Here is a 21,532-nt window from a genome sequence, read left to right on the forward strand (position 1 = left end):
GGCATCGACGTGGAAGAAGGCCTTCGTCGCGCGCGTGGCGCGCGCGCCGCCTATATCTCGCCGTCGCACCAGTTTCCGCTGGGCACCACCATGAGCGCATCACGGCGCATGCAGTTGCTGGCCTGGGCGGAGCGCGACGACGCATGGATCATCGAAGACGACTACGACAGCGAGTACCGCTTCGGCGGCAAGCCGGTGGCGTCGCTGCAGGGTCTGGATACGGCGGCGCGGGTGATCTATCTGGGCACCTTCAGCAAGGTGATGTATCCCGCGCTGCGACTGGGCTACCTGGTGGTGCCGAAGGATCTGGTGCCCGCATTCCGCGCGGGGCGCGATGCGATCGACACTTTCTCGTCCACGTTGTTCCAACTGGCGATGACGGATTTCATTCGCGAAGGCCATTTTGCGCGGCACATCCGGGCCATGCGCGCGCTTTATCGCGAGCGACGCGTGGCGTTGATCGCTGCCATCGAACAATGGCTGGGCGATCGCCTGCAGGTCATCGGCGCTGACGCCGGCATGCAACTCGTGGGCTTGCTGCGCGACGGCGTGGATGACATCGCGTTGTCGCGCGAAGCAGCCGGCCACGGGGTGTCGGTGCGTCCGTTGTCGCCGTGCTATCTGGAGCCGCCTGGAAGGGCAGGAGTGATCTTCGGCTACGGTGGCGTGTCGCCTGCGCAGATCGAGGAAGGCGTGCGGCGATTGAGTCGGTGCCGGTCGCTGGTGCTGGAGGGGCGCAGCTAGTGTGACTGCTGCGCCGCGCCGCCAGCGGTCCGCGGCATCCTCCGGGTATGGGCTCTTCGCGCACTGGGTGCGCTCCTACAAGGGAAATTCGCACGTGGCGCCTCCACCTGTAGGAGCGCACCCTGTGCGCGACTGCAGCGCCACGTCGTCACTGCCTTGCGACGTTCTCTTGAGGGATGGGCTTTTTGCGCACTGGGTACGCTCCTGCAAGGGAAATTCGCGCGTGGCGCGTCCACCGGTGGGAGCGCACCCTGTGCGCGACCGCAACGCCACGTCGTCACTGCTCCGCGACGTTCTCTTGAGGGATAGGCTTTTCGCGCACTGGGTGCGCTCCTACAGAAGGGTCGAATATCAGGCGGCGCGCTTGCGCTTCACGCCAGCACCCAGCGTGCCGATCAAGGTCACCGTCAATACGATCTCAATCCATCCCAGCCAACGCTCGCCTGGTGCGCTCCAGGCTTCGCTGATGCCGTGACAGAAATAGAACAGGCTGAGGATGCCGACCCACAGCAGCGCACGGCGCACGTCGCGCAGGGCGAGCAGTGGCAGCAGCAGCGGGATCACGGTGATGGCCAGGACCAGCATCTTCGGCATCTGCTGCGGAGGAAACAGCCAGCCATGCCAGACGACTTGCAGCACGAGCAATGCTGCCCAGGCCAGCAGGCCGACACGATAAGTCGGCGCCACCGGCGAACTCATGCCGGGCTGCCCAGGCGGCGCGCCACGTCGGCGAGGCGGCGCCCCAGCGCGCGCGCCAGTTCGCGCTCGTGTTCGGTGATGGTGTTGTCGCCCTTGGGGCCGGCGACGTGGCTGGCGCCGTAAGGCGAGCCGCCGCTCAGCGTCGCGGTGAGTGCGGGTTCGGTGTAGGGCAGGCCTACCAGGATCATGCCGTGATGAAGCAGCGGCAGCGCCATGCTGAGCAGGGTCGATTCCTGGCCGCCATGCATGGTGCTGGTGGCGGTGAACAACGCGGCCGGCTTGCCCGCGAGTGCGCCGCTGGCCCATTCGGCGCCGGTGGAGTCGAGGAAGTACTTGAGCGGTGCCGCCATGTTGCCGAAGCGCGTGGGGCTGCCCATCGCAAGCCCCACGCATTCGAGCAGATCCTGCCGCGTGGCATAGGGCGCGCCATCCTCGGGCTCAGGCGGCTGCGCCACTTCCGTCACCGGCGCCACCGGGGGCACCTGGCGCAGGCGGGCGCGCATGCCGGGAACCTCTTCCACGCCGCGTGCGATCAGTCGTGCGAGCTGGGCGGTGTGGCCGGTGCGGCTGTAGTAGAGGACGAGGATGTCGTGGCTCATGGTTTGGGCGATCAGGCAGTGATCGGTTAGTGTACCGGTCGATCACGCCCGTGTTGCGACCATCGGGCGAGTTTGCTGGCTGCGAAGAAGGATTTGTCATGGCCTTGCGTTTCGACCGCGACCGCTTGCGCAGTTTCAGCCACTTCCTGTGGCAGCGCTTCATCGACGACAAGTGTTTCGAGACAGCCGGCGCGCTGTCCTACACCACGCTGGTATCGCTGGTGCCATTGATCGTCGCCTCGCTGGCGATCTTCGCAGCGTTTCCCGCCTTTGCCGATGCGCGCAGCACGCTGATCGAGTTTGCTTTCAGCAACTTCGTGCCGGCCGCGGGCGAGCGTATACAGGAATACCTCAACGGTTTCGCGGACAACGCCAGCAGGCTCACGGGCATCAGCGTGCTGGTGATGTTCTTCAGCGCGCTGGCGATGATGGTAAGCATCGAGGATCGCCTCAATCGAATCTGGCGAGTGCAACGGCAGCGGGGCTGGGTGTCGCGACTGCTGCTGTACTGGGCCGCGCTCACGCTCGGGCCGGTACTTATCGTGGGCGGCATCGCGGTGGCCTCATACGCAACGGCGTTGCCCATCATCGACGAGGCGGCGGGCACGCTGGGCTTGCGCCAGCGACTGGTGGGCACGCTGCCGTTCCTGGTGACCTTCCTGACACTCGCGCTGATCTACATGGTCGTGCCCAATCGCCGCGTGCGCTGGCAGGAAGCGGCCATCGGCGCGTTGCTCGGCGCGGTGCTGTTCGAGGTCGCGCGCTGGAGCTTCGCGCGGTTCATCCATCACGCGCACACGTACCAGCAGGTATACGGCGCGGCGCTGGCGGCGATTCCGATCTTCCTGCTGTGGATCTACCTGTCCTGGGTGATCGTGATTCTTTGCGCGTCGGTGGCGGCGTCCGTTTCCGCATTCGATTACGAGCCGCCCTCGGTGTGCGTGCCTGAAGAAGCGGCATTCCTCGGGCTGCTGGTGGTGCTGGGTCATTTCGTCGATGCGCATCGCGAGGGAAGGACGCTGGTTCCCGAGACATTGCGCGAGGCCGAGCCGAAGTTGCGTCGTGTCTCCGTCACCGGCTATTTCGAGGACCTCGATCGCGCCGGCGTAGCTCGCCGGCAGGAAGGCGGTGGCTGGATGTTGTGCCGCAGTCTCGACAGTACCGACCTGCTGCGCGTGTATGCTCACTGCCCCTACCGCGTGCCCATGCGCCCGTCGGAGGAAGTGAAGGCTTATGGCCTGCGTCTGCCGGCCGAGCTGGTCGTGCTGCTCGATGCCGCCGCGCAGGCATTGGGCGACGTGCTGCACGCCCGGCTCGACCAGGTTTATCCGCCGGAAGCACCGGCAACGATGGCACCCGAGGAACCTTCTGCATGAACGTGTTGAAACCGCTCGCTGTTCTGGCACTGATGCTGGCGCTTGCCGGCACTGCAGAGGCCGCGATGCCGGAGCAGCCTTCGATCAAGATCACCACGCTCGACGGCAAGCCCTACGACCTGTCCGCGCAGCGCGGCAAATGGGTGATCGTCAATTACTGGGCCACCTGGTGCGTGCCATGCATCAAGGAGATGCCGGACATCTCCCGCTTCGTCAGCGCGCACAAGGACAAGGTGGGCGCGATCGGCCTTGCCTACGAAGACAGCGACAAGGCGGACATCCAGGCCTTTCTCGCCAAGCACCCGGTGAGCTATCCCATCGCGCAGGTCACGCTCGACAAGCCGTTGACGGATTTCGACGAGCCGCGCGGCCTGCCCACGACCTGGCTGATCGGACCGGACGGCAAGGTGGCCAAGCGTTTCGTTGGCCCCGTGACCGAGGCCACGCTCAGCCAGGCGATCGGCTTGGGGAAATAGCGTGATTGCCATGCGCTTTCTCGTGAGCGGCAGGGTGCAGGGCGTGTTCTATCGCGCCAGCACGCGCGAGCAGGCGGTGGCGTTGGGCCTCTCGGGGCACGCGCGCAACCTGCCCGACGGCCGCGTGGAAGTGATTGCCTGCGGCGACGATGCAGCCCTCGTCGCGCTGGAGCGCTGGCTATGGCAAGGGCCGCCCGCCTCGCGCGTGGATGAGGTGACTCGCGAAGCTTGGGAAGCACCGCGCAACGAAGGCTTCCACACGGCCTGAGCCCGGGCGCCGCACTCAGTCGCGTTCACGGGCCCTCGACGCTTCCTTCGGTGTCGCTGGCTAGCATGCCTGTCGATTGCGGCGCCCCTGACTCGTCGTTGAGATGAGGCGCCCGCCAGGCGCGTCCATCCATGTCCCCGCACAGGAGATGCTCATGTCTTCCCGCTTCCAGCGCATCACCCCGTTCCTCTGGTTTGCCGATCAGGCCGAACAGGCGGCGAATTTCTACGTCTCGGTGTTCGACAACTCGCGCATCGTCACGACCACCCAGTACACGAAGGAAAGCTCCCAGGCATCCGGACAGCCCGAAGGCGCGGTGATGACCGTCGATTTCGAGTTGGACGGCCAAACCATCACGGCGCTGAATGGCGGGCCGGTGTTTCGCTTCACCGAGGCCGTGTCGCTGGTGGTGCATTGCCGGTCGCAGGACGAAGTGGATCACTACTGGAGCAAGCTGGGCGAGGGCGGCGATGAAAACGCGCGCCAGTGCGGCTGGCTGAAGGATCGTTTCGGGCTGTCGTGGCAGGTGGTGCCCGACGAAATGATCCGCCTGCTCACCGACCCGGACCCGGCCAAGGTGGCGCGCGTGCATGGCGCCATCATGCAGATGAAGAAGCTCGATCTGAACGAGCTGCGCAAGGCCGCCGCCTAGCCTTTCTCGTCGCCCCAGGTGTCAGGCACCCACAGCGCCTTGCTGGTGACGTGCTCGGTCAGCGGCTTGTGCCTGAGCTTGGGGAGCTTGGGCTCGGGGATCGTCACGTCGTGGCGCGGCACCTGTTCGAGCAGGTGGCGGATCAGGTTGACGCGTCCGCGCTTCTGGTCGTTGTAGTCGACCACGAACCAGGGCGCGTTGGGGCGATGCGTGCGGTCGATCATCACGTCGCGCAGGTGCCCGATCTCTTCGTACTTGGCGCGCGAGGCGAGGTCGTTGGGCGACAGTTTCCAGCGCTTGAGAGGATCCTTCGCGCGCTCGGCGAAGCGCTCCTCCTGCATCTCCTGGTCTACCGCCAGCCAATACTTGATGAGGATGATGCCGTCGTCGGTCAGCAGTTTCTCGAAGGCGGGCACCGAGGCGATGAACGACTTGTACTGCGCCTTGGTGCAAAACCCCATGGCCGGCTCAACCACCGCGCGGTTGTACCAGCTGCGATCGAACAGCACGATTTCGCCGGCGCTCGGCAGGTGGTCCACGTAGCGCTGGAAATACCACTGCGTCGCTTCGGTTTCGTTCGGCTTGGGCAGCGAGGCGATGTGGTAGCCGCGCGTGTCCATCGACTCGGTGATGGCCTTGATCGTGCCACCCTTGCCAGCCGCGTCGCGGCCCTCGAAAACCACCACCATGCGCTGGCCGCTATGGCGCATCCATCGGTGCAACCCGGCCAGCTCCAGCTGCAGTTCATCCATCTGCCGGCGGTAGGATTTCTTCTTCTTGGCCATGACGTGCATCTCCGGGTCGTGCTTGGACGCATTGTGCGCAGCCGGTCTCAGCGGCGAGTGAAGGCGCCGCCGGGGGGCGGCCGCGACCGGTGCCTACAGGTCCAGGTCCACCGGCTTGCGTCCGATGCGGTAGCGCGCGCTCATCGCCTGCACCGCGCGCTTGAAGTCCGCCGCGAACCCGCGCATGTCGAACAGCGGGCTTTGCGAGCGCTGCAGCGAAAGGTGCTGGCGCAAGGTGGCGAGCGCTTCGCCGTCGTTGCCCAGTTGCGTGGCCATGGCGATGAACGATTCCTCGTCCTCGCAGGCCAGCTCGGGCAGGCCGAGCTGTTGCAGCAAGCTGCTGGCTACGCGGCCGGCGAAGGTCCGACCCATGCAGGTGAGCACCGGGCAGCCGGCCCACAAGGCATCGGACGCGGTCGTGTGCGCGTTGTAGGGCAGCGTGTCGAGGAACAGGTCGGCGTGCACATAGCGCGACAGATAGTCGGCGTGCGGCAGGCGGGGCAGGAAAACCAGCCGCTCCGGCTCGAGGCCCGCAGCGCGTGCCGCATTGCGCAGGCGTTCGTCGGCGCCTTCCGGGCCGCTGAGCAACCACAGCACGCTGCCGGGCACTTGCTGCAGTACCAGCATCAGCCGTGCGAACGCTGCCGGGTTCAACTTGTAGCTGTTGTTGAAGCAGGCGAACACGGTGCCCTGTTCGGGCAGGCCGCACTCGGCCCGCGAAGGCGGTTCGGCCACCGCGCGCGTGTTGTCATTGGGCTGGTAGCAGCGCGGCAGGCGCATCAGTTTTTCGCTGACCGTGGCACGGGCCGTGTCGGGCAGCACGACCTCGTCGGCCAGCAGGTAATCCATCCAGGGCGCGCCGGTGCTGCCAGGATAGGCCAGCCAGTTCACCTGCACGGGCGCGGGGCGCAAGGCGAACATTTCACCGTTGTCGTGGCCCGAATATCCGTTGAGGTCGAACAGGATTTCCATGCCGGTGTCGTGGAGGCGCTGGGCCACCTGCGCATGATTGAGCGCGGAAACATCGTGCAGCGTGGCAGCGGAGGCGAGGCGTTTGCGGATCGGGCCGCCGTCGTCGCGGGTGGTGGCAAACAGGTGCAGGTCCAGTTCGTCGTCGGTGGCGAGCGCTTCGAGCATCGCCACGACCAGCAGGCCGGTGGCGTGTTCGTTGAAGCCATCGGCGACGAAACCCACGCGGATCGGTGCGTCGGGCGCGGGCTTGGCATAGGTGAATGCCTGCTGCTTGCGCAGCGGTGCGACCTGCTGCTCGATCGATGCGGCATACGCTTTCGCACACTGCAGTTGCCGTTCGGCGTCGACATCTTCGGACAGCATCACGAACGGGCTGACGACAGCGCTGCCGTCGGCGGCAGCGCGCTGCAGGCGGGCGCTGAGGTCGTCCAGATCGTGCCACTGGCACAGGCGACGGCGCAGGAACAGAAGCTGGCCCAGTGCGGGGCCGTCATGCGGATTGAGGCGCAGCGCGCGCTCATAGGCTTCGGCAGCGGCTGCCAGTTTGCCGTCGTCTTCCAGCGACTGGCCGGCGGCGAACGGATATTGCGGGTTCTGCGGCGACAGCCGTTCGGCCAGCAACCACGATTCGGTAGCCTGCGCCGGCTGTCCCTGAGACTGCAGGATGCGGCCACGCAGTGCATAGGCAGCATCGAAGCGCGGATGCAGTTCGAGCGCTTCGTCGGCATGCACGCGGGCCTGGTCGACGTTGCCCAGCTCCAGTTCGGCGGCTGCCAGGTTGAGGCGCAGCCCCGGATGCCCCGGCGCGCCATGCGTGGCCATGGCGTACGACTCGCGCGCGTTCTGGTAGCGGGCTGCCGCCATCAAGGCGTTGCCGAGCGTGAGCAGCACGGCCGGATGGCCGGGCGCCTTGCGCAGGGCAGCGCGCAGCCGTTCGATGGCGTTGTCGGCATCGCCGCTGGCTACCTGGGCACTGCCGAGGTTGCACTGCACCTCGATGCTGTCCGGCGCCAGTTGCGCTGCTTGCTCCAGCGCCGCCACGGCGTCGGCATGGCGTTCCAGCTGCATCAGGGCGATGCCATGAAGGCGGGCAAGTTCGGCATCGTCGGGATAATGTGTGCGGGCCTGCGCGGCCAGCTGTTCGGCGTCGCCGCTCGCGCCGCGCTCGATCGTTTCGATGATCTGCTGCGCGAGTGCCTTGGAATCGGGGGTAAAGAGATCGGTCATCCGTGCAAACTAACGCAGGGCGCGATGGCTGCCAATCCGCGGCGCACGGAAGCGTGAATCCGATGCGCCGGCTCAGCCGGCGGTGAGCGCCTTCAGTTCGTCGGCCTGGCTTTCGCGGGTCAGCGTGTCGACCAGCTCGTCCATGTCGCCCTGCAGGACCTCGGTGAGGCGATACAGCGTGAGGTTGACGCGGTGGTCGGTGATGCGGCCCTGGGGGAAGTTATAGGTGCGGATGCGCTGGCTGCGATCACCAGAGCCCACTTGCAGTCGTCGCGATTCGGCCTGCGCGGCGGCCTGCTTGCTGCGTTGCTCGTCCAGCAGGCGCGCCTTCAGCAGGCTGAGCGCGCGGGCGCGGTTCTTGTGCTGGCTGCGCTCGTCCTGGCACTCCACCACGATGCCGGTGGGCAGGTGGGTGATGCGGATGGCCGAATCGGTCTTGTTGACGTGCTGGCCGCCCGCACCCGAGGCACGGAACGTATCGGTCTTGAGGTCGGCCGGATTGATCTCGATGTCGTCGATCTCGTCCATCTCGGGCAGGATCGCCACGGTGGCCGCCGAGGTGTGAATGCGGCCCTGCGATTCGGTTTCCGGCACGCGCTGCACGCGATGCGTACCCGACTCGAACTTCAGTCTCGAATACGCGCCCTTGCCTTCGATGCGCGCCACGATTTCCTTGTAGCCACCGTGCTCGCCGTGATTCTCGCTGAGCACTTCCACGTGCCAGCGGCGGCGTTCGGCGTAGCGCGCGTACATGCGGAACAGGTCGCCGGCAAAGATCGCCGCTTCGTCGCCGCCGGTGCCGGCACGTACTTCGAGGAAGAGGTTTGCCTCGTCGCGCGGATCCTTGGGCAACAGCAGGATCTGCAGCTCGTCGTCCAGTTCCGTCAGGCGATTTTCCAGGCGGCCGATATCGTCGTGCGCCATCTCGCGCAAATCGGGATCGTCCAGCATGGCGCGTGTCTCGCCCAGTTCGCGCTCGGCCTGATCGTGCTCGCGCAGCGAAGCGGCTACCGGTTCGAGCTGCGCGTATTCGCGCGACAGATCGCGAAAGCGCGTGCTGTCGGCCAGTACGTCGGGTTGCGCGAGCAGCAGGCCGATTTCTTCATGGCGCTCGGCGAGGGATTCGAGCTTGCGGCGGATTGAAGGCGTCATGGGGGAGAAGTGAGTGAAGAGGAGAGAGGAGTGAGAAAGAACAGGTGGCCATGCGAGGCCTTCTCTGCTTTCCCCGCTACTCTTCACTCACTTCTGGCTTCTCGTCGATGCCGTAAAGGCGCCCGGCCGCATGCAGCAGCTCCATGTCGCCGCTCAGCGCCGCCTCGCGCAGGCGGGCGCTCGGGTGGTGCAGCAGCTTGTTGGTCAGCGTGTTGGCGAGGAAGGCCAGCGCCTCGTCGGGCGATCTGCCGCGGGCAATCATCGAACGGGCTTTTTCCAGCACCTCGTCGCGATAGATCTCGGCATGCTGGCGCAGGTCAACCGCCGGATTGCGCACGGTGAGCGCGCGTCGCCAGGCCATGTAGCGCTCGACCTGCAGGTCGATGATGGCTCCGGCCTCGCGCGCCGCGGCCTCGCGCGAGCGGCGGTTGTCGTCGATTACCTGGCGCAGGTCGTCGATACCGTAGAGGAACACGTCATCCTGTTCGCCCACCGAGGGATCGATGTCGCGCGGCACCGCGATATCCACCATGAACATTGGCTTGCGGCGGCGTGCGCCGATGGCCTTCTCGACCATGGCATGCGTCACCACCGGCTGCCGCGCCGCAGTGGAACTGATGACGATGTCGGCTTCCGCCAGATGCTGCGGCAGGTCGGCCAGCGAGATGGCGTAGCCACCGTGGCGGGTAGCCAGTTCCTGCGCGTTCTCCAGCGTGCGGTTGGCCACGATCAGGCGGCGGACCCGCTTGTCGACCAGGTGACGGGCCGCCAGCTCGATGGTGTCGCCGGCGCCGATCAGCAGCACGCAGGCCTGTTGCAGGTCGGTGAAGACCTGCTCGGCAAGGCGCACCGCCGTGAATGCCACCGACACCGTATGGGCGCCGATGCGGGTGTCGGTGCGCACGCGTTTGGCGACGGCAAACGTGTGCTGCAGCAGGCGTTCCATCGGGGCACGCAGCGCCTGGGCATCGCGGGCCTGCTGGTAGGCGTCCTTCACCTGCCCGAGGATTTGCGGTTCGCCCAGCACCATTGAATCAAGCCCGGTGGCGACGCGGAACATGTGACGCACGGCCGCGTCTTCATCGTGCCGATACAGGAACTCGTCGAGCCTGCTGGCAGTCAGTTGATGGTGGCGGCTGAGCCAGGCCTGCGGAACGCCCTCGGCCCCGGCCGCGACGCTCACGTAGAGTTCGGTACGGTTGCAGGTGGAAAGGATCAAGGCCTCTTCCACGCCTGGCTCACGGGCAAGCGCCTGCAAGGCGACGCCCGTGGACTCCGCATCGAATGCCACTTGCTCGCGCAGGTTGACCGGCGCGGTGAGGTGATTGAGCCCTAGGGCGATCAGCGTCATGGAGAAGAGCAATTCGGGGCAGGGGGCATCCGGCAGCGTAAACTAGGCTAAGGCACCGGCCGTTCTACATTGTAGGCGGACGACACAGACGGATGAGCGGAGAATAGTGTGCTGAGCAGGTGGTTCAAGTTCAAGCAACTGCGTCATTTTGCGGTCGGCGGACTGGCCGCGGTAGTCCTGGCCGGCTGCGCCACCACCCCGGGGGCCGCGCGCCACACGGCGGGCGGAAGCGGGCAACCACTGGACAAGCTGGTGGTCGTCACCCCGGATGAGGATCACGACCTGGTCGCCCAGCTGCTGGCCGGCGAGATGGCGCTGGCCCGCACCGATCTCAAGGCGGCTTCGACGGCGTACAGCCGTGCGATGACGCTGTCCAACGACCCCAAGGTGGCCGAGCAGGCCGCCGCCCTGGCCATCGCCATTCGTGACGATCAGGCCGCCCAGGCGGCCATTGCCCGCTGGCAGGCCCTCGGGGCCAAGCCTGCGGCGATGGCCCAGGCCCGCGCGCAACTGGCGTTGAGCCAGGGCAACACGGAGGAGGCTCGCCGGCAGTTGGAAATCCTGGTCGGCACCGGTGACCAGGATGCCTGGCGTCAGTTCGGCCGGGTGCTGGTGGGCAGTCGCGATGCCGCCCAGGCGGCCCAATTGCTTGAGGCCGTCGCCACGCCGCAGCGCCTGCCGGCCGATCCGCAGGCCTGGCTTGCCATGAGCGAGCTGGGGGACAAGCTGGGTCGCCATGCCTATGCGCTCCAGATCGCCGAAGGCGCGGTGAAAAAGTTCGGTACGGCAGACACCTACGCGTGGCTGGGCCAGATGAAGTACCGCGACGGTGACAAGGCCGGGGCGAAGCAGCTGTTCGACAAGGCGCTGGCAAAGGAGCCCAAGAACACCCACCTGCGCCTGGCCTACGCTACCTTGCTGGGGCAGGGCGGTGACTACGCCAGCGCCGGGAAACTGCTGGACAACGGTCCGCAGGACGCCGACACCTACGCGATGCGCGCCGCCCTGGCGGCGCATGCCAAAGACACCAAGACCATTGGCCGCCTGTATTCCCAGCTGCAGCGTTCGCCGGAAGACGTGCGCCAGAACAGCGCCTATCTGCTCGGCCAGATGGCGGAAATGCTGGACAAGAAGGAAGACGCGCTGAAGTGGTACGACCAGGTTGCCGACGACGACGACCACGCGTTCGACGCCGACGTGCGCAGCGCCGTGCTGCTGCAGGACCTGGGCCGCAGCGCCGAAGCCCACGAACAGCTGGCTCAGATGCAGACCGATTACCTCGATCAGCCGGCGCAGTTGCGTCGCTCCTATGAGGTGGACGCCGAGCTCTACATGAACGAGCAGCAGTACACGCAGGCGGAGCGTGCCTTCACCCGCGCCCTGCAGGTGACGCCCGATGACCCGGCCCTGCTTTACGGACGCGGCCTGGCCTTCGCCGAGGCAGGCAATATCGATCAGGCCGTGAATGATTTCCGCCGCCTGCTCCAGCTCAAGCCGGACGACACCGATGCCAGCAACGCGCTGGGCTACACCCTGGCCGATGCCAATCGCGACTTGCCCGAGGCGGAAAAACTGATCGAGACGGCGCGTGCCGCCCGGCCGGAAGATCCCGCCATCATGGACTCGTGGGGCTGGCTGCAATATCGCCTCGGCCACCTGGACCAGGCCGAGAAAACCTTGCGTGGCGCCTGGACCACACGCAAGGACGCCGATGTCGGCGTGCACCTGGGCGAAGTGCTGTGGAAGCAAGGCCGTCAGGAAGATGCACGCCGGGTGTTCGACGAAGTGCGTAAGATCGATCCGCAAAGCAGCAATCTCCACAACACTCTCAAGCGCCTCAATCCATGAAGCTTTCCTTCCGTCTCCTCGCGGCAGCGTTGCCGTTGCTGCTGGCTGCCTGCGCGCACAAGGAAGCCGTGCGTCCCCAGGCCGACTACACCGTGCTGCTCGACCAGCAGCGTGCACGCGAGCACCAACTGGCCAAGGCCGACCACTGGGTACTGCAGGGCAAGATCGGTGTGTCGGGCCAGGTCAACGGCAAGAGCGACGGCGGCAGCGGCACCCTGACCTGGACGCAGAACGGCGACAGCTACGAGTTCGTCGTGCGCGGTCCGGTGGGCAGCAAGAGCTTTCGCCTCAGCGTGACGCCTGACGGCGCCGTGCTCGACGGACTCGACGGCGGCCCGGTGCGCAGCCCCGATGCCGAGTCGCTGGTGGAAAAAGCGCTCGGTTGGCGCGTGCCGCTACGCGACCTGCGCGCCTGGGTGCTGGGCCTGCGTGCCGACAGTGGTCCGGCGGAGCTGAAGTTCGGCCCGGATGGCCTGCCCGCCACGCTGACGCAGGACGGCTGGAACGTGACCTACCCGGCCTGGAACACCACGCGCGAACCGGCGGTGCCGAACAAGGTGTTCGCCGAAAATCCGCCCAACAAGGTGCGGCTGTCAGTGGAGTCCTGGAGTTTCCAGTAACCCGAATCACGTCGCTCTCGCGAGTGGGTGCACCTGTCATACGGGTGCATCGGTCTCATGTAGGAGCGCACCCTGTGCGCGAAAAGCCAGCAGCGCGGTGATGCAGTGAGGCCATGCGTGACAGCCATCATCGAAATCGCCGGCGGTCTTCCATCGCGCACTGGGTGCGTCCCTGCAAAGCGCACACGGCGCCCTGCGTCGCCCGTCCTTGCCCCATGATGATTCCATGACCTTCCACATCCAACGCGCCCTTCCTGCCCAGGTCGACGCCCTCTGCGCCATCGAGCGCGCGGCGGTGGAGCTGTTCCGCGGTCACCGCGCCTGGCCGCTCTACCGGCACGTATCGGTACCGCCAGAAGTGCTCCTCCAAGCGGTCGCCCGCGGCCTGGTGTGGGTGGCCGTGATCGGTTCCGGTGAACCGGTGGGCTTCATCTGGCTGGATGCCGAGCAGGGCGGTAACGCCATCGCCGTGGCCGAGATGGACGTGCTGCCCTCGCACGGCCAGCGTGGCATCGGCGCGGCGCTGCTGGAGCACGCCTGCGGCTGGGCCCGCATGGCGGGTTACCACCGGGTGGACCTGGGCACCTTGTCCGACGTGCCGTGGAACGCGCCTTTCTATGCGAAGCACGGCTTCGTCGTGATGGACAAGAACCTTCCAGAGTTCGCCTTTTACCGCGAGCGCGACCGGGAAAATGGCTTTCCGGACGATCTGCGGGTGTTCATGAGCCGCCCGCTGGCGCCGCCCGATCCGGCCGATTGGACGATCTGGCCCGCACCGGCCAAGCTGAACCTGTTCCTGCGCATCACCGGTCGCCGCCCGGACGGGTATCACGAGCTGCAGACCGTGTTCCGCCTGCTCGACTGGGGCGACGAGATCCGCCTGCGGCCCCGGGGCGACTGCGAGATTCACCGGCTAACCGACGTTCCAGGAGTGCCCGCCGAGACCGATCTGGTCGTTCGCGCCGCACGCCTGCTCCAGCCCCACGCCCCGGCGGGCGCGGGCGTGGACATTGAAGTGGACAAGCGCCTCCCGATGGGTGGCGGCCTGGGCGGCGGCAGTTCCGATGCCGCCACCGTGCTGGTGGCCCTCAACCGGCTCTGGGGCGCCGGGCAGGACGAGAACGCCCTGGCCGAACTGGGGCGCCAGCTGGGCGCCGATGTGCCCGTGTTCGTGCGCGGCCGCACCGCCTGGGCCGAGGGCGTTGGCGAGAAACTCACGCCGATAGCCCTGCCGGAGCGCTGGTACGTGGTGCTGGACCCCCACGAGCACGTGCCCACTGCAGCGCTTTTTCAAGCGTCTGAATTGACACGAAATGCCCCGCCCGCCACAATTTCATCCTTTGCTTCGGGCGAAACGGTCGAGAACGCGTTCGCGCCGGTGGTTCGCGCGCGACATCCGCGCGTCGCCGCCGCGCTGGACTGGCTCGACGGGTTCGGCCGGGCAAGGCTTTCCGGCAGCGGTGCGTGTGTGTTCCTGGAGACGGACTCCCCGGAACGCGCCGAGGCCATTGCGGAGCGCTGTCCTGCCAGCTTCACGGCCCACGTGGCCAGAGGCGAGGATGTCTCTCCGCTGCTTGTCGCCCTGGCGCGCCATCGCGGCGTCGACGAGGCGGCAAGGTAGGTAGTCCAGTTTCCACTGGGGCGTCGCCAAGCTGGTTAAGGCACAGGATTTTGATTCCTGCATGCGAAGGTTCGAATCCTTCCGCCCCAGCCATTTCACACATGGCTCATCAGGTTCTAAAACATGACTGTCGACACGTCCGGTCCGATGCTCTTCACCGGTAACGCGCACCGCGCGCTCGCCGAGGATGTCGCTCAGCGTCTTGGCGTGCCCCTGGGCAAGGCACTCGTCAGCACCTTCAGCGACGGCGAAGCCCAGGTGGAGATCGAAGAGAACGTCCGCCGCCAGGAAGTGTTCGTGCTGCAGCCGACCGGCGCACCGAGCGCGGAAAACCTGTTCGAGCTGCTGGTGCTGGTGGATGCGCTCAAGCGCGCCTCGGCGGCCAGCGTCACCGCGGTGATCCCGTACTTCGGCTACGCCCGCCAGGACCGTCGCCCGCGCTCGGCGCGCGTGCCGATCACGGCGAAGATGGTAGCCAAGATGATCGGCACCGCGGGTGTGGATCGCGTGCTTACGGTGGACCTGCACGCGGACCAGATCCAGGGCTTCTTCGACATCCCGGTGGACAACGTCTATGCCTCGCCGGTGCTGCTGGCGGACATCTGGCGCAACCACAGCATGGACGACCTGATCGTGGTCAGCCCGGACGTCGGTGGCGTGGTGCGCGCCCGTGCGATGGCCAAGCGCCTCGACGACGCGGACCTGGCGATCATCGACAAGCGCCGCCCGAAGGCCAACGTCGCCACGGTGATGAACATCATCGGCGAAGTGGACGGCAAGACCTGCGTATTGGTCGACGACATCGTCGATACCGCCGGCACCCTGTGTGCGGCAGCTGCGGCCCTGAAGGAGCGCGGCGCCCGCAAGGTGGTGGCGTACTGCGTGCACCCGGTGCTGTCGGGCGCGGCGCTGAAGAACATCGAGAACTCCCAGCTCGATCAGCTGGTAGTCACCAACACCTTGCCGCTGCGGCCGGACATTGCCTCGTGCAGCAAGATCCGTCAGCTCTCGGTCGCCGAGTTGCTGGCTGAAACGATCCGCCGCATCGCCTTCGGCGAGTCGGTGAGCTCGTTGTACATCGACTGAGTTTTCGCGGCGGGCAAACGCCTGCCGCTGTTTCACGGCTCCCCTGGTCGCGGGTGAGTCGAACGATCGCCGCGAGGCGGTTCACTACTGATAGGCAATACCAACATGGCTACGACTCACGAAATCAAGGCTACGGCCCGTAATGACGAGGGGAAAGGTGCGAGCCGCCGCCTGCGTCATGCCGGCTTCGTGCCTGCTGTTGTCTACGGCGCCGGCCAGGCCCCGCAGAGCATCCAGATCGAGCACAACACCATCCTGCTCGCCGCCAAGAACGAGTGGTTCTTCTCCTCCGTGCTCGACCTGAGCGTCGACGGCAAGGTGCAGAAGGTGCTGGTGCGTGACTGGCAGAAGCATCCGTACAAGCTGCAGATGCTGCACATGGACTTCCAGCGCGTTGATGAGAACGCCGCCATCCACCTGCACGTGCCGCTGCACTTCCTGAACCAGGAAAAGTCGGCCGCTGGCAAGACCTCGGGCGTGGTGATCTCGCACAACCTGACGGAAGTGGAAATCTCCTGCCTGCCGAAGGATCTGCCGGAGTTCATCGAACTCGACCTGACCGACCTGAAGCCGGGCGACATCGTCCACCTGTCGCAGCTCAAGCTGCCCAAGGGCGTGGAAATCGTCGCGCTGCACCTGGGTGCGGACCACGACATCGCCGTCGTCACCGCCAACACGGTGAAGGAAGAAGCCGAAGAGACCCCGGCCGAGGGCGACGCTGCCGCTCCGGCTGCGGAAGCTCCCAAGAAGTAAGTCGCTGCGGTCCGCGTTCTCAGGAGCGCGGACCGCCACGATCTTATGGCGGGTCTTCGACTCATCGTCGGACTGGGCAATCCCGGTGCCGAATATCTCCGAACCCGGCACAACGCCGGGTTCTGGTTTGTTGACGCCCTGGCGTCAGGGCAGGGCGAGCGCTTCGGTTTTGACGGCAAGCTGCATGGCGAGACCTGCAAGGTCCGCATCGGCGGCCAGCCGGTATGGCTGCTCAAGCCTTCCACTTTCATGAACAAGAGCGGCATCGCCGTCGCTTCGGCGTTGCGCTACTACAAGATCGAGCCGGACGAGTGCCTCGTTGCGCACGATGAGCTGGATCTGGATCCGGGCACCGTGCGGTTGAAGTTCGACGGTGGCCATGGCGGCCAGAACGGCCTGCGCGACATCGTCGCGCACCTCGGCCACGCCAGGTTCCACCGCATGCGCGTCGGCATCGGCCATCCCGGGCACAAGGACAAGGTCACGCCGTGGGTGCTCGGCCGTCCATCGGCGAAGGACGAGGACGCCATCGTCGATGGCATCGCGCGCGCGCTGGACGTGCTGCCGCTGGCAGTCGATGGCCAGTTCGACAAGGCCATGCAACAACTACATACCCCGGCAGCGGGCACGAAGGCTTAGGGCACACCGTCCTGCGTCATCGTCCCGTTGCCTGATCACAGCTTTGCGGAGTTCCCATGGGCATCAAATGCGGCATCGTCGGCCTGCCTAACGTCGGCAAGTCCACCCTGTTCAACGCGCTTACCAAGGCCGGCATCGCCGCCGCCAATTTCCCGTTCTGCACCATCGAACCGAACGTGGGCGTGGTGCCGGTGCCCGATCCGCGCCTGAACGCGCTGTCGGCCATCGTCAATCCGCAGAAGGTGATTCCGACCGCCGTCGAGTTCGTCGACATTGCGGGCCTGGTGGCGGGTGCGTCCAAGGGCGAAGGCCTTGGCAACAAGTTCCTCGCGCACATTCGCGAAGTGGACGCCATCACGCACGTGGTGCGCTGCTTCGAGCACACCGACATCATCCACGTGGCCGGCAAGGTCGACCCGATCGCCGACATCGAAACCATCGATACCGAACTGGCGCTGGCCGATCTCGATTCGGTCGAGAAGGCACTGAACCGCGCCGAGCGTTCGGCCAAGGCCAACGACAAGGATGCGATCGCCAGGAAGCCCGTGCTGCAGAAGATCGCCGCCGGTCTCAACGAAGGCAAGTCCGCCCGCAGCCTGGGTCTGGACGAGGAAGAGAAGGCGCTGGTGCGCGATCTGTTCCTGCTGACGCTCAAGCCGCTGATGTACATCGCCAACGTGCGTGAGGACGGTTTCGAGAACAACCCGCACCTGGATGCCGTGCGCGCCCGCGCCGTCATCGAGGGTGCCGAGGTGGTGCCGGTGTGCGCCGCCATCGAAGAAGAGCTGGCGCAGCTGGACGACGCCGATCGCGACGAGTTCCTGAAGGATCTGGGCCTGGACGAGCCGGGCCTGAACCGCGTGATCCGCGCTGCGTACAAGCTGCTTGCCCTGCAGACCTATTTCACCGCCGGCGTGAAGGAAGTGCGCGCGTGGACCATCAAGCGCGGCTTCACCGCGCCGCAGGCGGCGGGCGTGATCCACACCGATTTCGAGCGTGGCTTCATCCGAGCCGAGACGATGAGCTACGACGACTTCATCCAGTACAAGGGTGAGGCCGGCGCCGCCGCGGCGGGGCGCCTGCGCAAGGAAGGCAAGGATTACGTCGTGAAAGACGGCGACGTGCTGCACTTCCTGTTCAACGTCTAACCGTTCACCGTCCAAGCAGAAAAAAACGGGCCGCATCGCGGCCCGTTTTGCATTCGGCGTTTCAATCCGTCTCGATGCCTTCGCCGGTGATCTGGCGCTGCATGTGGTCGAGGTAGGCGTCCAGCTCCTGCGTGTTGGCGAACACCTCATTCACCGGCACCGCTTTCACGATGTCGAACACCTTGCGCACCTGCGGCTGCGGATTCAACAGCAGCGTATGGCCGCCGCGGGCGCGCATGTTCTTCCTGATCTTGGCGATGCTGCGCAGTCCCGCGCTGCTGATGTACTCCAGCGCGGAAAGATCGAGCACCATCGTACCGCCGTCCGCCACGCGCGGCAGCAGGTCCAGCACCGCAAGATCGAACTCGCCGAAGGTCTGTGCGTCGAGCCGGCCATGCAGATGCAGCGTGGTGCGATCGGGCGACTCGCTTTCAGTGCTCAGGCTGAATGTCATGGTGGGGCTCCCTACGCGCGGGGTGGAGGAAACGTAGCTGCAGATGGTTGCCTTGCTCGTCATGGCTGTAGCTGAGTTCGCTCGCCATGGCGCGGACCAGATGAATGCCGAGCCCACCCACTTCTTCCTGGTCGGCGATGTCGCCGGTGAGCGTGGGCAACGGGGCCTGCAGTGGGTCGAACGGCTGGCCGTTGTGATGAAGTTCCACGAGGACGGCGTCGTCGCCCAAGCGCATGTGCAGGTCGATCGTGTCGCCCACGTTGCCGGTGCGGCCGTGCTCCACCATGTTGACCATCAATTCTTCGAGCACGAGGCGTATGTCGTCGCGCACGTCGGGCGCCACATCCTGCGCCTGCAGGGATGCGTCGCAGCGATCCAGCGTCTCGAAGACGTTGCTCATCGATGCATTGATGCTCAGGTCCAGCATGGGCGAGTTCCTGTCGTCGAGCGCATGATGCCAGCTCAGCGCGAGGACGGTGATGTCGTCGGCCTGTCCTGCGCCGTCGGCGAAGTGGTCCACCTCCGCCAGAAGGCCACTTGCGAGGTCGGCCGCGGAGCGTGACGGCGACTGGGCCAGGCACGCCAGCATACGTTCGGCGCCGAACATCTGCTGATCGGTATCCATCGCTTCGGTGATGCCGTCCGTATAGAACAGGAGGGTTCCGCCGGGTTGCAGGCGCAACGTGCGCGCTGGATAACGGGCCTCTTCGTCCAGCCCGAGCGCGGCCCCGGTTTCCAGCTCGATCAAGCGCGCGCCATCCGCATCGCAGAGCACGGGTGGTTCATGGCCTGCGCTGGACATCACCAGTTCTCCCGTAAGCGTGTCGAGCATGCCGCAGAGCAGGCTTACGAACATGCAGCTGTCGTTGTTGCGGCAGAGCTCGACATTGAGCATCGACAACAGGTGCTGGGGCGTGCGCGCCCTGGGTGCCAGTGCCTTGGCCAGCGTGATGGTGCGCGCCATGAACAACGCCGCGGGAATGCCCTTGTCGGAAACGTCGCCCACCATCACGCAGAAGCGTCGCTGGTTGAGCATGAAATAGCTGTACAGATCGCCGCCAACGGCGCGGGCCGGGCGCAACAAGGCGTGCAGTTCGAAATTCTCGCAGTGCGCATCGAGATAGTGCTCGCCGGGAAGCAGCGCCGTCTGTATCTGGTGGGCGATGTCCAGTTCGCTGGTAAGCCGCTGTTGCTCGCGCGCATTGCGGGTGAGTTCGTCGATGTGCGACGCCAGTTCGGTGCGCATGCGATCGAAGGCATGCGTCAGGCGACCCACTTCGTCGGGAAAGCGCGCCGGCGGCAGCTCGAAGGCGAGTGCGCCACGCGCCACCTGCTCGGCGCGGGCGGCAAGCGTGCCCAGCGGCGACAACGTGCGCCGGATGATGATCAGCGTGATGGCGGCCACCAGCAGCAAGGCGAACAGCCCCGGCACGAGCACCTGGACGAATGCCTGGCGGACGCCGGCGTAGATGATGGTCTCGGGCATGGCGAGGCCAAAGCGCCAGTGCGTTCCCTCGATCGGTACGAAATAGATCCAGACCGGCTTCCCCTTGGCCTGCGGGTTCTGCGCCACGGCCAGGCGCACGCGCGAGGCCTGGTGCTGGGCCAGTGCTTCCAGCAGGTTGTCCTTGCCCCGCTGGCCAACCATGGCCGGATTGTCGTGCGCCAGGTACGCGCCGCCGCTGTCGAGCACGAAGGCATAGGCGCCTTCGGGCTTGTCCAGCTCCTGCAGCGTGCGGTTCAACCAGTCCAGCGTAACGTCGGCATTGATCAGCCCGACCGGATGGCCGTCCGTCATGATCGCCACCGAGTAGTTGATCAGTTCGCGATGGCGCGACTGCGAGCGAAAGTGCCTTTGCCAGCAGCCCTGCGAACAGCTCAGGCCAGCGAGGAACCAGTTCTTGTCCCAGTACGGGCTGGGATCCTTGCGCAGGTCGCGCTGGTCCAGCGAACCGTCGTCCAGCCGGCTGACGAAGGGCGACACCGGCGGGTTGCCCGGCTGCGGCGAGAAGGCGGCGGCCAGCCCTGAAAGATCGGCGTTCTGTGCCAGCGCATCGCGGAGCATCGGCTCGGCGTCGTCGTGCCGTCGCCCGATCACCGTGGCCAGCGTGCGGGTCGTGTCTGCGACGCGGGCCAGCCGTAGCTCGATGCGGTTGCCGGCCTCGTTTGCCAGGGCGGACGCTTCGCCGTGCGAATGCTGCAGGATCTGGTCGCTGATGCGATAGAACAGCAGCCCGCCAGCCACCGCAAGTACAGCCAGCGAGCCCGCCAGAACCCAGAGAGACAGCCGCGACGCGATGCTGCGCAATAGCATGCAAGCCCCCTTTGCCGAGGATCATCTAGCCACGCGTGGCCGGCAGACGGCAAGTCGTCCGGATGGCTGCCTGTGCGGCTCGTCGCAGATTTGGATAGCCATCCAATCCGAGGGCCTGCATCTATTATCAGCAGCAACAAGTTAGCGTGTGGGCGAGGTGCATCAAGACGTTCCATCTGCGCATTCATGCGGGCATGCAAAAGCGAGTCCCGTTCATTGCGCAAATTTTTGCGTAAGGTTCTTGACAGCCATGTGTTCTTGCGGCTCAAAATAGTCTCAAGAGCCAAGTCGCGCTGACTGGGAAGTTCGCGCGCTCGGGACACGCAAAGTCGTCGGACTCGCAAGTTTTGCAGGGGAAAACAGGATGCTTCGGAAGTCGCAAGGAACGCGCTTGCGCGTTGTCGTGTGGGCGACGCTTGGATGGTTGGTCGCAGGGATCGCGGTCGCGCAATCGGCAAAGCCTGTCACCCCTGAAGAGGAATACAAGAAGAACACCCGCGTCAGTGAGGATATTCAGCCACTTGGCGAGAATCCGTTCGGCGAAAGCATCAGCCTATACAGCGGCGGGTTGACGTTTGAACAGACTGACGTCAGTGCTTCCGGCACAGGGCCGACGCTGACGCTCAGCCGGCGTTTCGAGCTACCTAGCCAGCAAGAGCACATCAATATTCTTGATAACGCTTTTGGCAGCTGGGATATCAATCTTCCGCGAATTACTACGGTCACAGCGAATTCGCAGGATGTCGTC

The 21,532-nt window shown here is 65.7% G+C and carries 21 protein-coding genes and 1 tRNA gene; 14 read left to right on the forward strand and 8 right to left on the reverse strand.

Annotated features, from left to right (window positions below; all coding sequences use genetic code 11):
- Positions 1 to 744: PLP-dependent aminotransferase family protein (locus VFG49_RS09820; protein ID WP_324859936.1), on the forward strand; the 744-nt coding region annotated here is incomplete at its 5' end.
- A gap of 351 nt (positions 745 to 1,095) precedes the next feature.
- On the opposite strand, the gene VFG49_RS09825 is transcribed toward VFG49_RS09820, so the two are convergent.
- Positions 1,096 to 1,443: a DUF2069 domain-containing protein gene (locus VFG49_RS09825; RefSeq protein ID WP_324859938.1), complete on the reverse strand. Its 348-nt coding sequence runs from the start codon at positions 1,441 to 1,443 to the stop codon at positions 1,096 to 1,098.
- Positions 1,440 to 2,042 carry an NAD(P)H:quinone oxidoreductase gene (wrbA, locus tag VFG49_RS09830; RefSeq protein ID WP_324859940.1) on the reverse strand — a complete coding sequence of 201 codons (603 nt, stop codon included), beginning with the start codon at positions 2,040 to 2,042 and terminating at the stop codon, positions 1,440 to 1,442. Before wrbA ends, VFG49_RS09825 begins: the two co-directional genes overlap by 4 nt.
- A gap of 98 nt (positions 2,043 to 2,140) precedes the next feature.
- Here wrbA and VFG49_RS09835 point away from each other — a divergent pair, with 98 nt between their 5' ends.
- From VFG49_RS09835 to VFG49_RS09850, 4 genes are all read left to right on the forward strand, one after another.
- A complete protein-coding gene (locus VFG49_RS09835) occupies positions 2,141 to 3,418 on the forward strand; it encodes a YihY family inner membrane protein (RefSeq protein WP_324859942.1) in 1,278 nt (425 codons plus the stop codon).
- Entirely contained in the window at positions 3,415 to 3,894 is a 480-nt protein-coding gene (locus VFG49_RS09840; protein ID WP_324859944.1) for a TlpA disulfide reductase family protein, read from the forward strand. The genes VFG49_RS09835 and VFG49_RS09840 overlap by 4 nt, the downstream gene beginning before the upstream one ends.
- Position 3,895: 1 nt before the next feature.
- The gene (locus VFG49_RS09845; protein WP_324859946.1) at positions 3,896 to 4,162 is read left to right on the forward strand and encodes an acylphosphatase; all 267 of its coding nucleotides are present in this window, start codon (positions 3,896 to 3,898) and stop codon (positions 4,160 to 4,162) included.
- A gap of 154 nt (positions 4,163 to 4,316) precedes the next feature.
- On the forward strand, positions 4,317 to 4,814 hold the full coding sequence (locus VFG49_RS09850; protein WP_324859948.1) for a VOC family protein: 498 nt from the start codon (positions 4,317 to 4,319) through the stop codon (positions 4,812 to 4,814).
- Here the strand turns inward: VFG49_RS09850 and ppk2 are convergent.
- The 4 genes from ppk2 to hemA all read right to left on the reverse strand — a co-directional run bounded on the left by ppk2 (position 4,811) and on the right by hemA (position 10,301).
- Positions 4,811 to 5,599: a polyphosphate kinase 2 gene (ppk2, locus tag VFG49_RS09855; protein ID WP_324859950.1), complete on the reverse strand. Its 789-nt coding sequence runs from the start codon at positions 5,597 to 5,599 to the stop codon at positions 4,811 to 4,813. The genes VFG49_RS09850 and ppk2 overlap by 4 nt on opposite strands.
- Before the next feature lie 93 nt (positions 5,600 to 5,692).
- Positions 5,693 to 7,798 carry a tetratricopeptide repeat protein gene (locus VFG49_RS09860; RefSeq protein ID WP_324859952.1) on the reverse strand — a complete coding sequence of 702 codons (2,106 nt, stop codon included), beginning with the start codon at positions 7,796 to 7,798 and terminating at the stop codon, positions 5,693 to 5,695.
- A gap of 72 nt (positions 7,799 to 7,870) precedes the next feature.
- On the reverse strand, positions 7,871 to 8,950 hold the full coding sequence (prfA, locus tag VFG49_RS09865) for a peptide chain release factor 1 (RefSeq protein WP_324859954.1): 1,080 nt from the start codon (positions 8,948 to 8,950) through the stop codon (positions 7,871 to 7,873).
- Between the two features lie 76 nt (positions 8,951 to 9,026).
- Complete coding sequence (gene hemA, locus VFG49_RS09870) at positions 9,027 to 10,301, reverse strand: glutamyl-tRNA reductase (protein WP_324859956.1); 1,275 nt, start codon at positions 10,299 to 10,301, stop codon at positions 9,027 to 9,029.
- 108 nt (positions 10,302 to 10,409) lie between these two features.
- On the opposite strand from hemA, the gene VFG49_RS09875 reads away from it, so the two are divergent.
- The 8 genes from VFG49_RS09875 (at position 10,410) to ychF (ending at position 18,016) form a co-directional block, all read left to right on the forward strand.
- Positions 10,410 to 12,149, forward strand: a complete 1,740-nt coding sequence (locus tag VFG49_RS09875; protein ID WP_324859958.1) for a tetratricopeptide repeat protein — start codon at positions 10,410 to 10,412, stop codon at positions 12,147 to 12,149.
- The gene (lolB, locus tag VFG49_RS09880; RefSeq protein WP_324859960.1) at positions 12,146 to 12,769 is read left to right on the forward strand and encodes a lipoprotein insertase outer membrane protein LolB; all 624 of its coding nucleotides are present in this window, start codon (positions 12,146 to 12,148) and stop codon (positions 12,767 to 12,769) included. The genes VFG49_RS09875 and lolB overlap by 4 nt, the downstream gene beginning before the upstream one ends.
- 226 nt (positions 12,770 to 12,995) lie before the next feature.
- The gene (gene ispE, locus VFG49_RS09885; RefSeq protein WP_324859962.1) at positions 12,996 to 14,390 is read left to right on the forward strand and encodes a 4-(cytidine 5'-diphospho)-2-C-methyl-D-erythritol kinase; all 1,395 of its coding nucleotides are present in this window, start codon (positions 12,996 to 12,998) and stop codon (positions 14,388 to 14,390) included.
- A gap of 16 nt (positions 14,391 to 14,406) precedes the next feature.
- Positions 14,407 to 14,483, forward strand: a tRNA-Gln gene (locus VFG49_RS09890).
- Positions 14,484 to 14,537: 54 nt separating this feature from the next.
- A complete protein-coding gene (locus VFG49_RS09895) occupies positions 14,538 to 15,476 on the forward strand; it encodes a ribose-phosphate diphosphokinase (RefSeq protein ID WP_349255871.1) in 939 nt (312 codons plus the stop codon).
- A 105-nt stretch (positions 15,477 to 15,581) separates the two neighbouring features.
- Positions 15,582 to 16,229, forward strand: a complete 648-nt coding sequence (locus VFG49_RS09900; protein ID WP_324859966.1) for a 50S ribosomal protein L25/general stress protein Ctc — start codon at positions 15,582 to 15,584, stop codon at positions 16,227 to 16,229.
- A gap of 45 nt (positions 16,230 to 16,274) precedes the next feature.
- Entirely contained in the window at positions 16,275 to 16,868 is a 594-nt protein-coding gene (pth, locus tag VFG49_RS09905; RefSeq protein WP_324859968.1) for an aminoacyl-tRNA hydrolase, read from the forward strand.
- A gap of 56 nt (positions 16,869 to 16,924) precedes the next feature.
- Positions 16,925 to 18,016 (forward strand): redox-regulated ATPase YchF, encoded by a 1,092-nt coding sequence (gene ychF, locus VFG49_RS09910; RefSeq protein ID WP_324859970.1) that lies wholly within the window; start codon positions 16,925 to 16,927, stop codon positions 18,014 to 18,016.
- Positions 18,017 to 18,077: 61 nt separating this feature from the next.
- Here ychF and VFG49_RS09915 read toward each other — a convergent pair whose 3' ends face one another.
- Both VFG49_RS09915 and VFG49_RS09920 read right to left on the reverse strand, forming a co-directional pair.
- Positions 18,078 to 18,470, reverse strand: coding sequence for an STAS domain-containing protein (locus VFG49_RS09915; RefSeq protein WP_324859972.1), 393 nt, complete (start codon positions 18,468 to 18,470; stop codon positions 18,078 to 18,080).
- On the reverse strand, positions 18,448 to 20,784 hold the full coding sequence (locus VFG49_RS09920; RefSeq protein ID WP_324859974.1) for a SpoIIE family protein phosphatase: 2,337 nt from the start codon (positions 20,782 to 20,784) through the stop codon (positions 18,448 to 18,450). Before VFG49_RS09920 ends, VFG49_RS09915 begins: the two co-directional genes overlap by 23 nt.
- 391 nt (positions 20,785 to 21,175) lie before the next feature.
- Between VFG49_RS09920 and VFG49_RS09925 the strand changes: the two genes are divergently transcribed.
- The coding region (locus tag VFG49_RS09925) for a hypothetical protein (RefSeq protein ID WP_324859976.1) at positions 21,176 to 21,532 on the forward strand (357 nt) is incomplete at its 3' end.

The sequence above is a fragment of the Dyella sp. genome (genome assembly GCF_035685885.1).
Lineage (GTDB): Bacteria > Pseudomonadota > Gammaproteobacteria > Xanthomonadales > Rhodanobacteraceae > Dyella.

What these genes read in the sequence shown, in the direction of transcription:
- ppk2 (WP_324859950.1), bottom strand. Translation starts at nt 5,599, where the DNA reads ATGGCCAAGAAGAAGAAATCCTACCGCCGGCAGATGGATGAACTGCAG.
- prfA (WP_324859954.1), bottom strand. Translation starts at nt 8,950, where the DNA reads ATGACGCCTTCAATCCGCCGCAAGCTCGAATCCCTCGCCGAGCGCCAT.
- VFG49_RS09860 (WP_324859952.1), bottom strand. Translation starts at nt 7,798, where the DNA reads ATGACCGATCTCTTTACCCCCGATTCCAAGGCACTCGCGCAGCAGATC.
- VFG49_RS09840 (WP_324859944.1), top strand. Translation starts at nt 3,415, where the DNA reads ATGAACGTGTTGAAACCGCTCGCTGTTCTGGCACTGATGCTGGCGCTT.
- VFG49_RS09835 (WP_324859942.1), top strand. Translation starts at nt 2,141, where the DNA reads ATGGCCTTGCGTTTCGACCGCGACCGCTTGCGCAGTTTCAGCCACTTC.
- wrbA (WP_324859940.1), bottom strand. Translation starts at nt 2,042, where the DNA reads ATGAGCCACGACATCCTCGTCCTCTACTACAGCCGCACCGGCCACACC.
- lolB (WP_324859960.1), top strand. Translation starts at nt 12,146, where the DNA reads ATGAAGCTTTCCTTCCGTCTCCTCGCGGCAGCGTTGCCGTTGCTGCTG.
- VFG49_RS09900 (WP_324859966.1), top strand. Translation starts at nt 15,582, where the DNA reads ATGGCTACGACTCACGAAATCAAGGCTACGGCCCGTAATGACGAGGGG.
- pth (WP_324859968.1), top strand. Translation starts at nt 16,275, where the DNA reads ATGGCGGGTCTTCGACTCATCGTCGGACTGGGCAATCCCGGTGCCGAA.
- VFG49_RS09920 (WP_324859974.1), bottom strand. Translation starts at nt 20,784, where the DNA reads ATGCTATTGCGCAGCATCGCGTCGCGGCTGTCTCTCTGGGTTCTGGCG.
- VFG49_RS09895 (WP_349255871.1), top strand. Translation starts at nt 14,538, where the DNA reads ATGCTCTTCACCGGTAACGCGCACCGCGCGCTCGCCGAGGATGTCGCT.
- VFG49_RS09825 (WP_324859938.1), bottom strand. Translation starts at nt 1,443, where the DNA reads ATGAGTTCGCCGGTGGCGCCGACTTATCGTGTCGGCCTGCTGGCCTGG.
- hemA (WP_324859956.1), bottom strand. Translation starts at nt 10,301, where the DNA reads ATGACGCTGATCGCCCTAGGGCTCAATCACCTCACCGCGCCGGTCAAC.
- ychF (WP_324859970.1), top strand. Translation starts at nt 16,925, where the DNA reads ATGGGCATCAAATGCGGCATCGTCGGCCTGCCTAACGTCGGCAAGTCC.
- VFG49_RS09850 (WP_324859948.1), top strand. Translation starts at nt 4,317, where the DNA reads ATGTCTTCCCGCTTCCAGCGCATCACCCCGTTCCTCTGGTTTGCCGAT.
- VFG49_RS09915 (WP_324859972.1), bottom strand. Translation starts at nt 18,470, where the DNA reads ATGACATTCAGCCTGAGCACTGAAAGCGAGTCGCCCGATCGCACCACG.
- ispE (WP_324859962.1), top strand. Translation starts at nt 12,996, where the DNA reads ATGACCTTCCACATCCAACGCGCCCTTCCTGCCCAGGTCGACGCCCTC.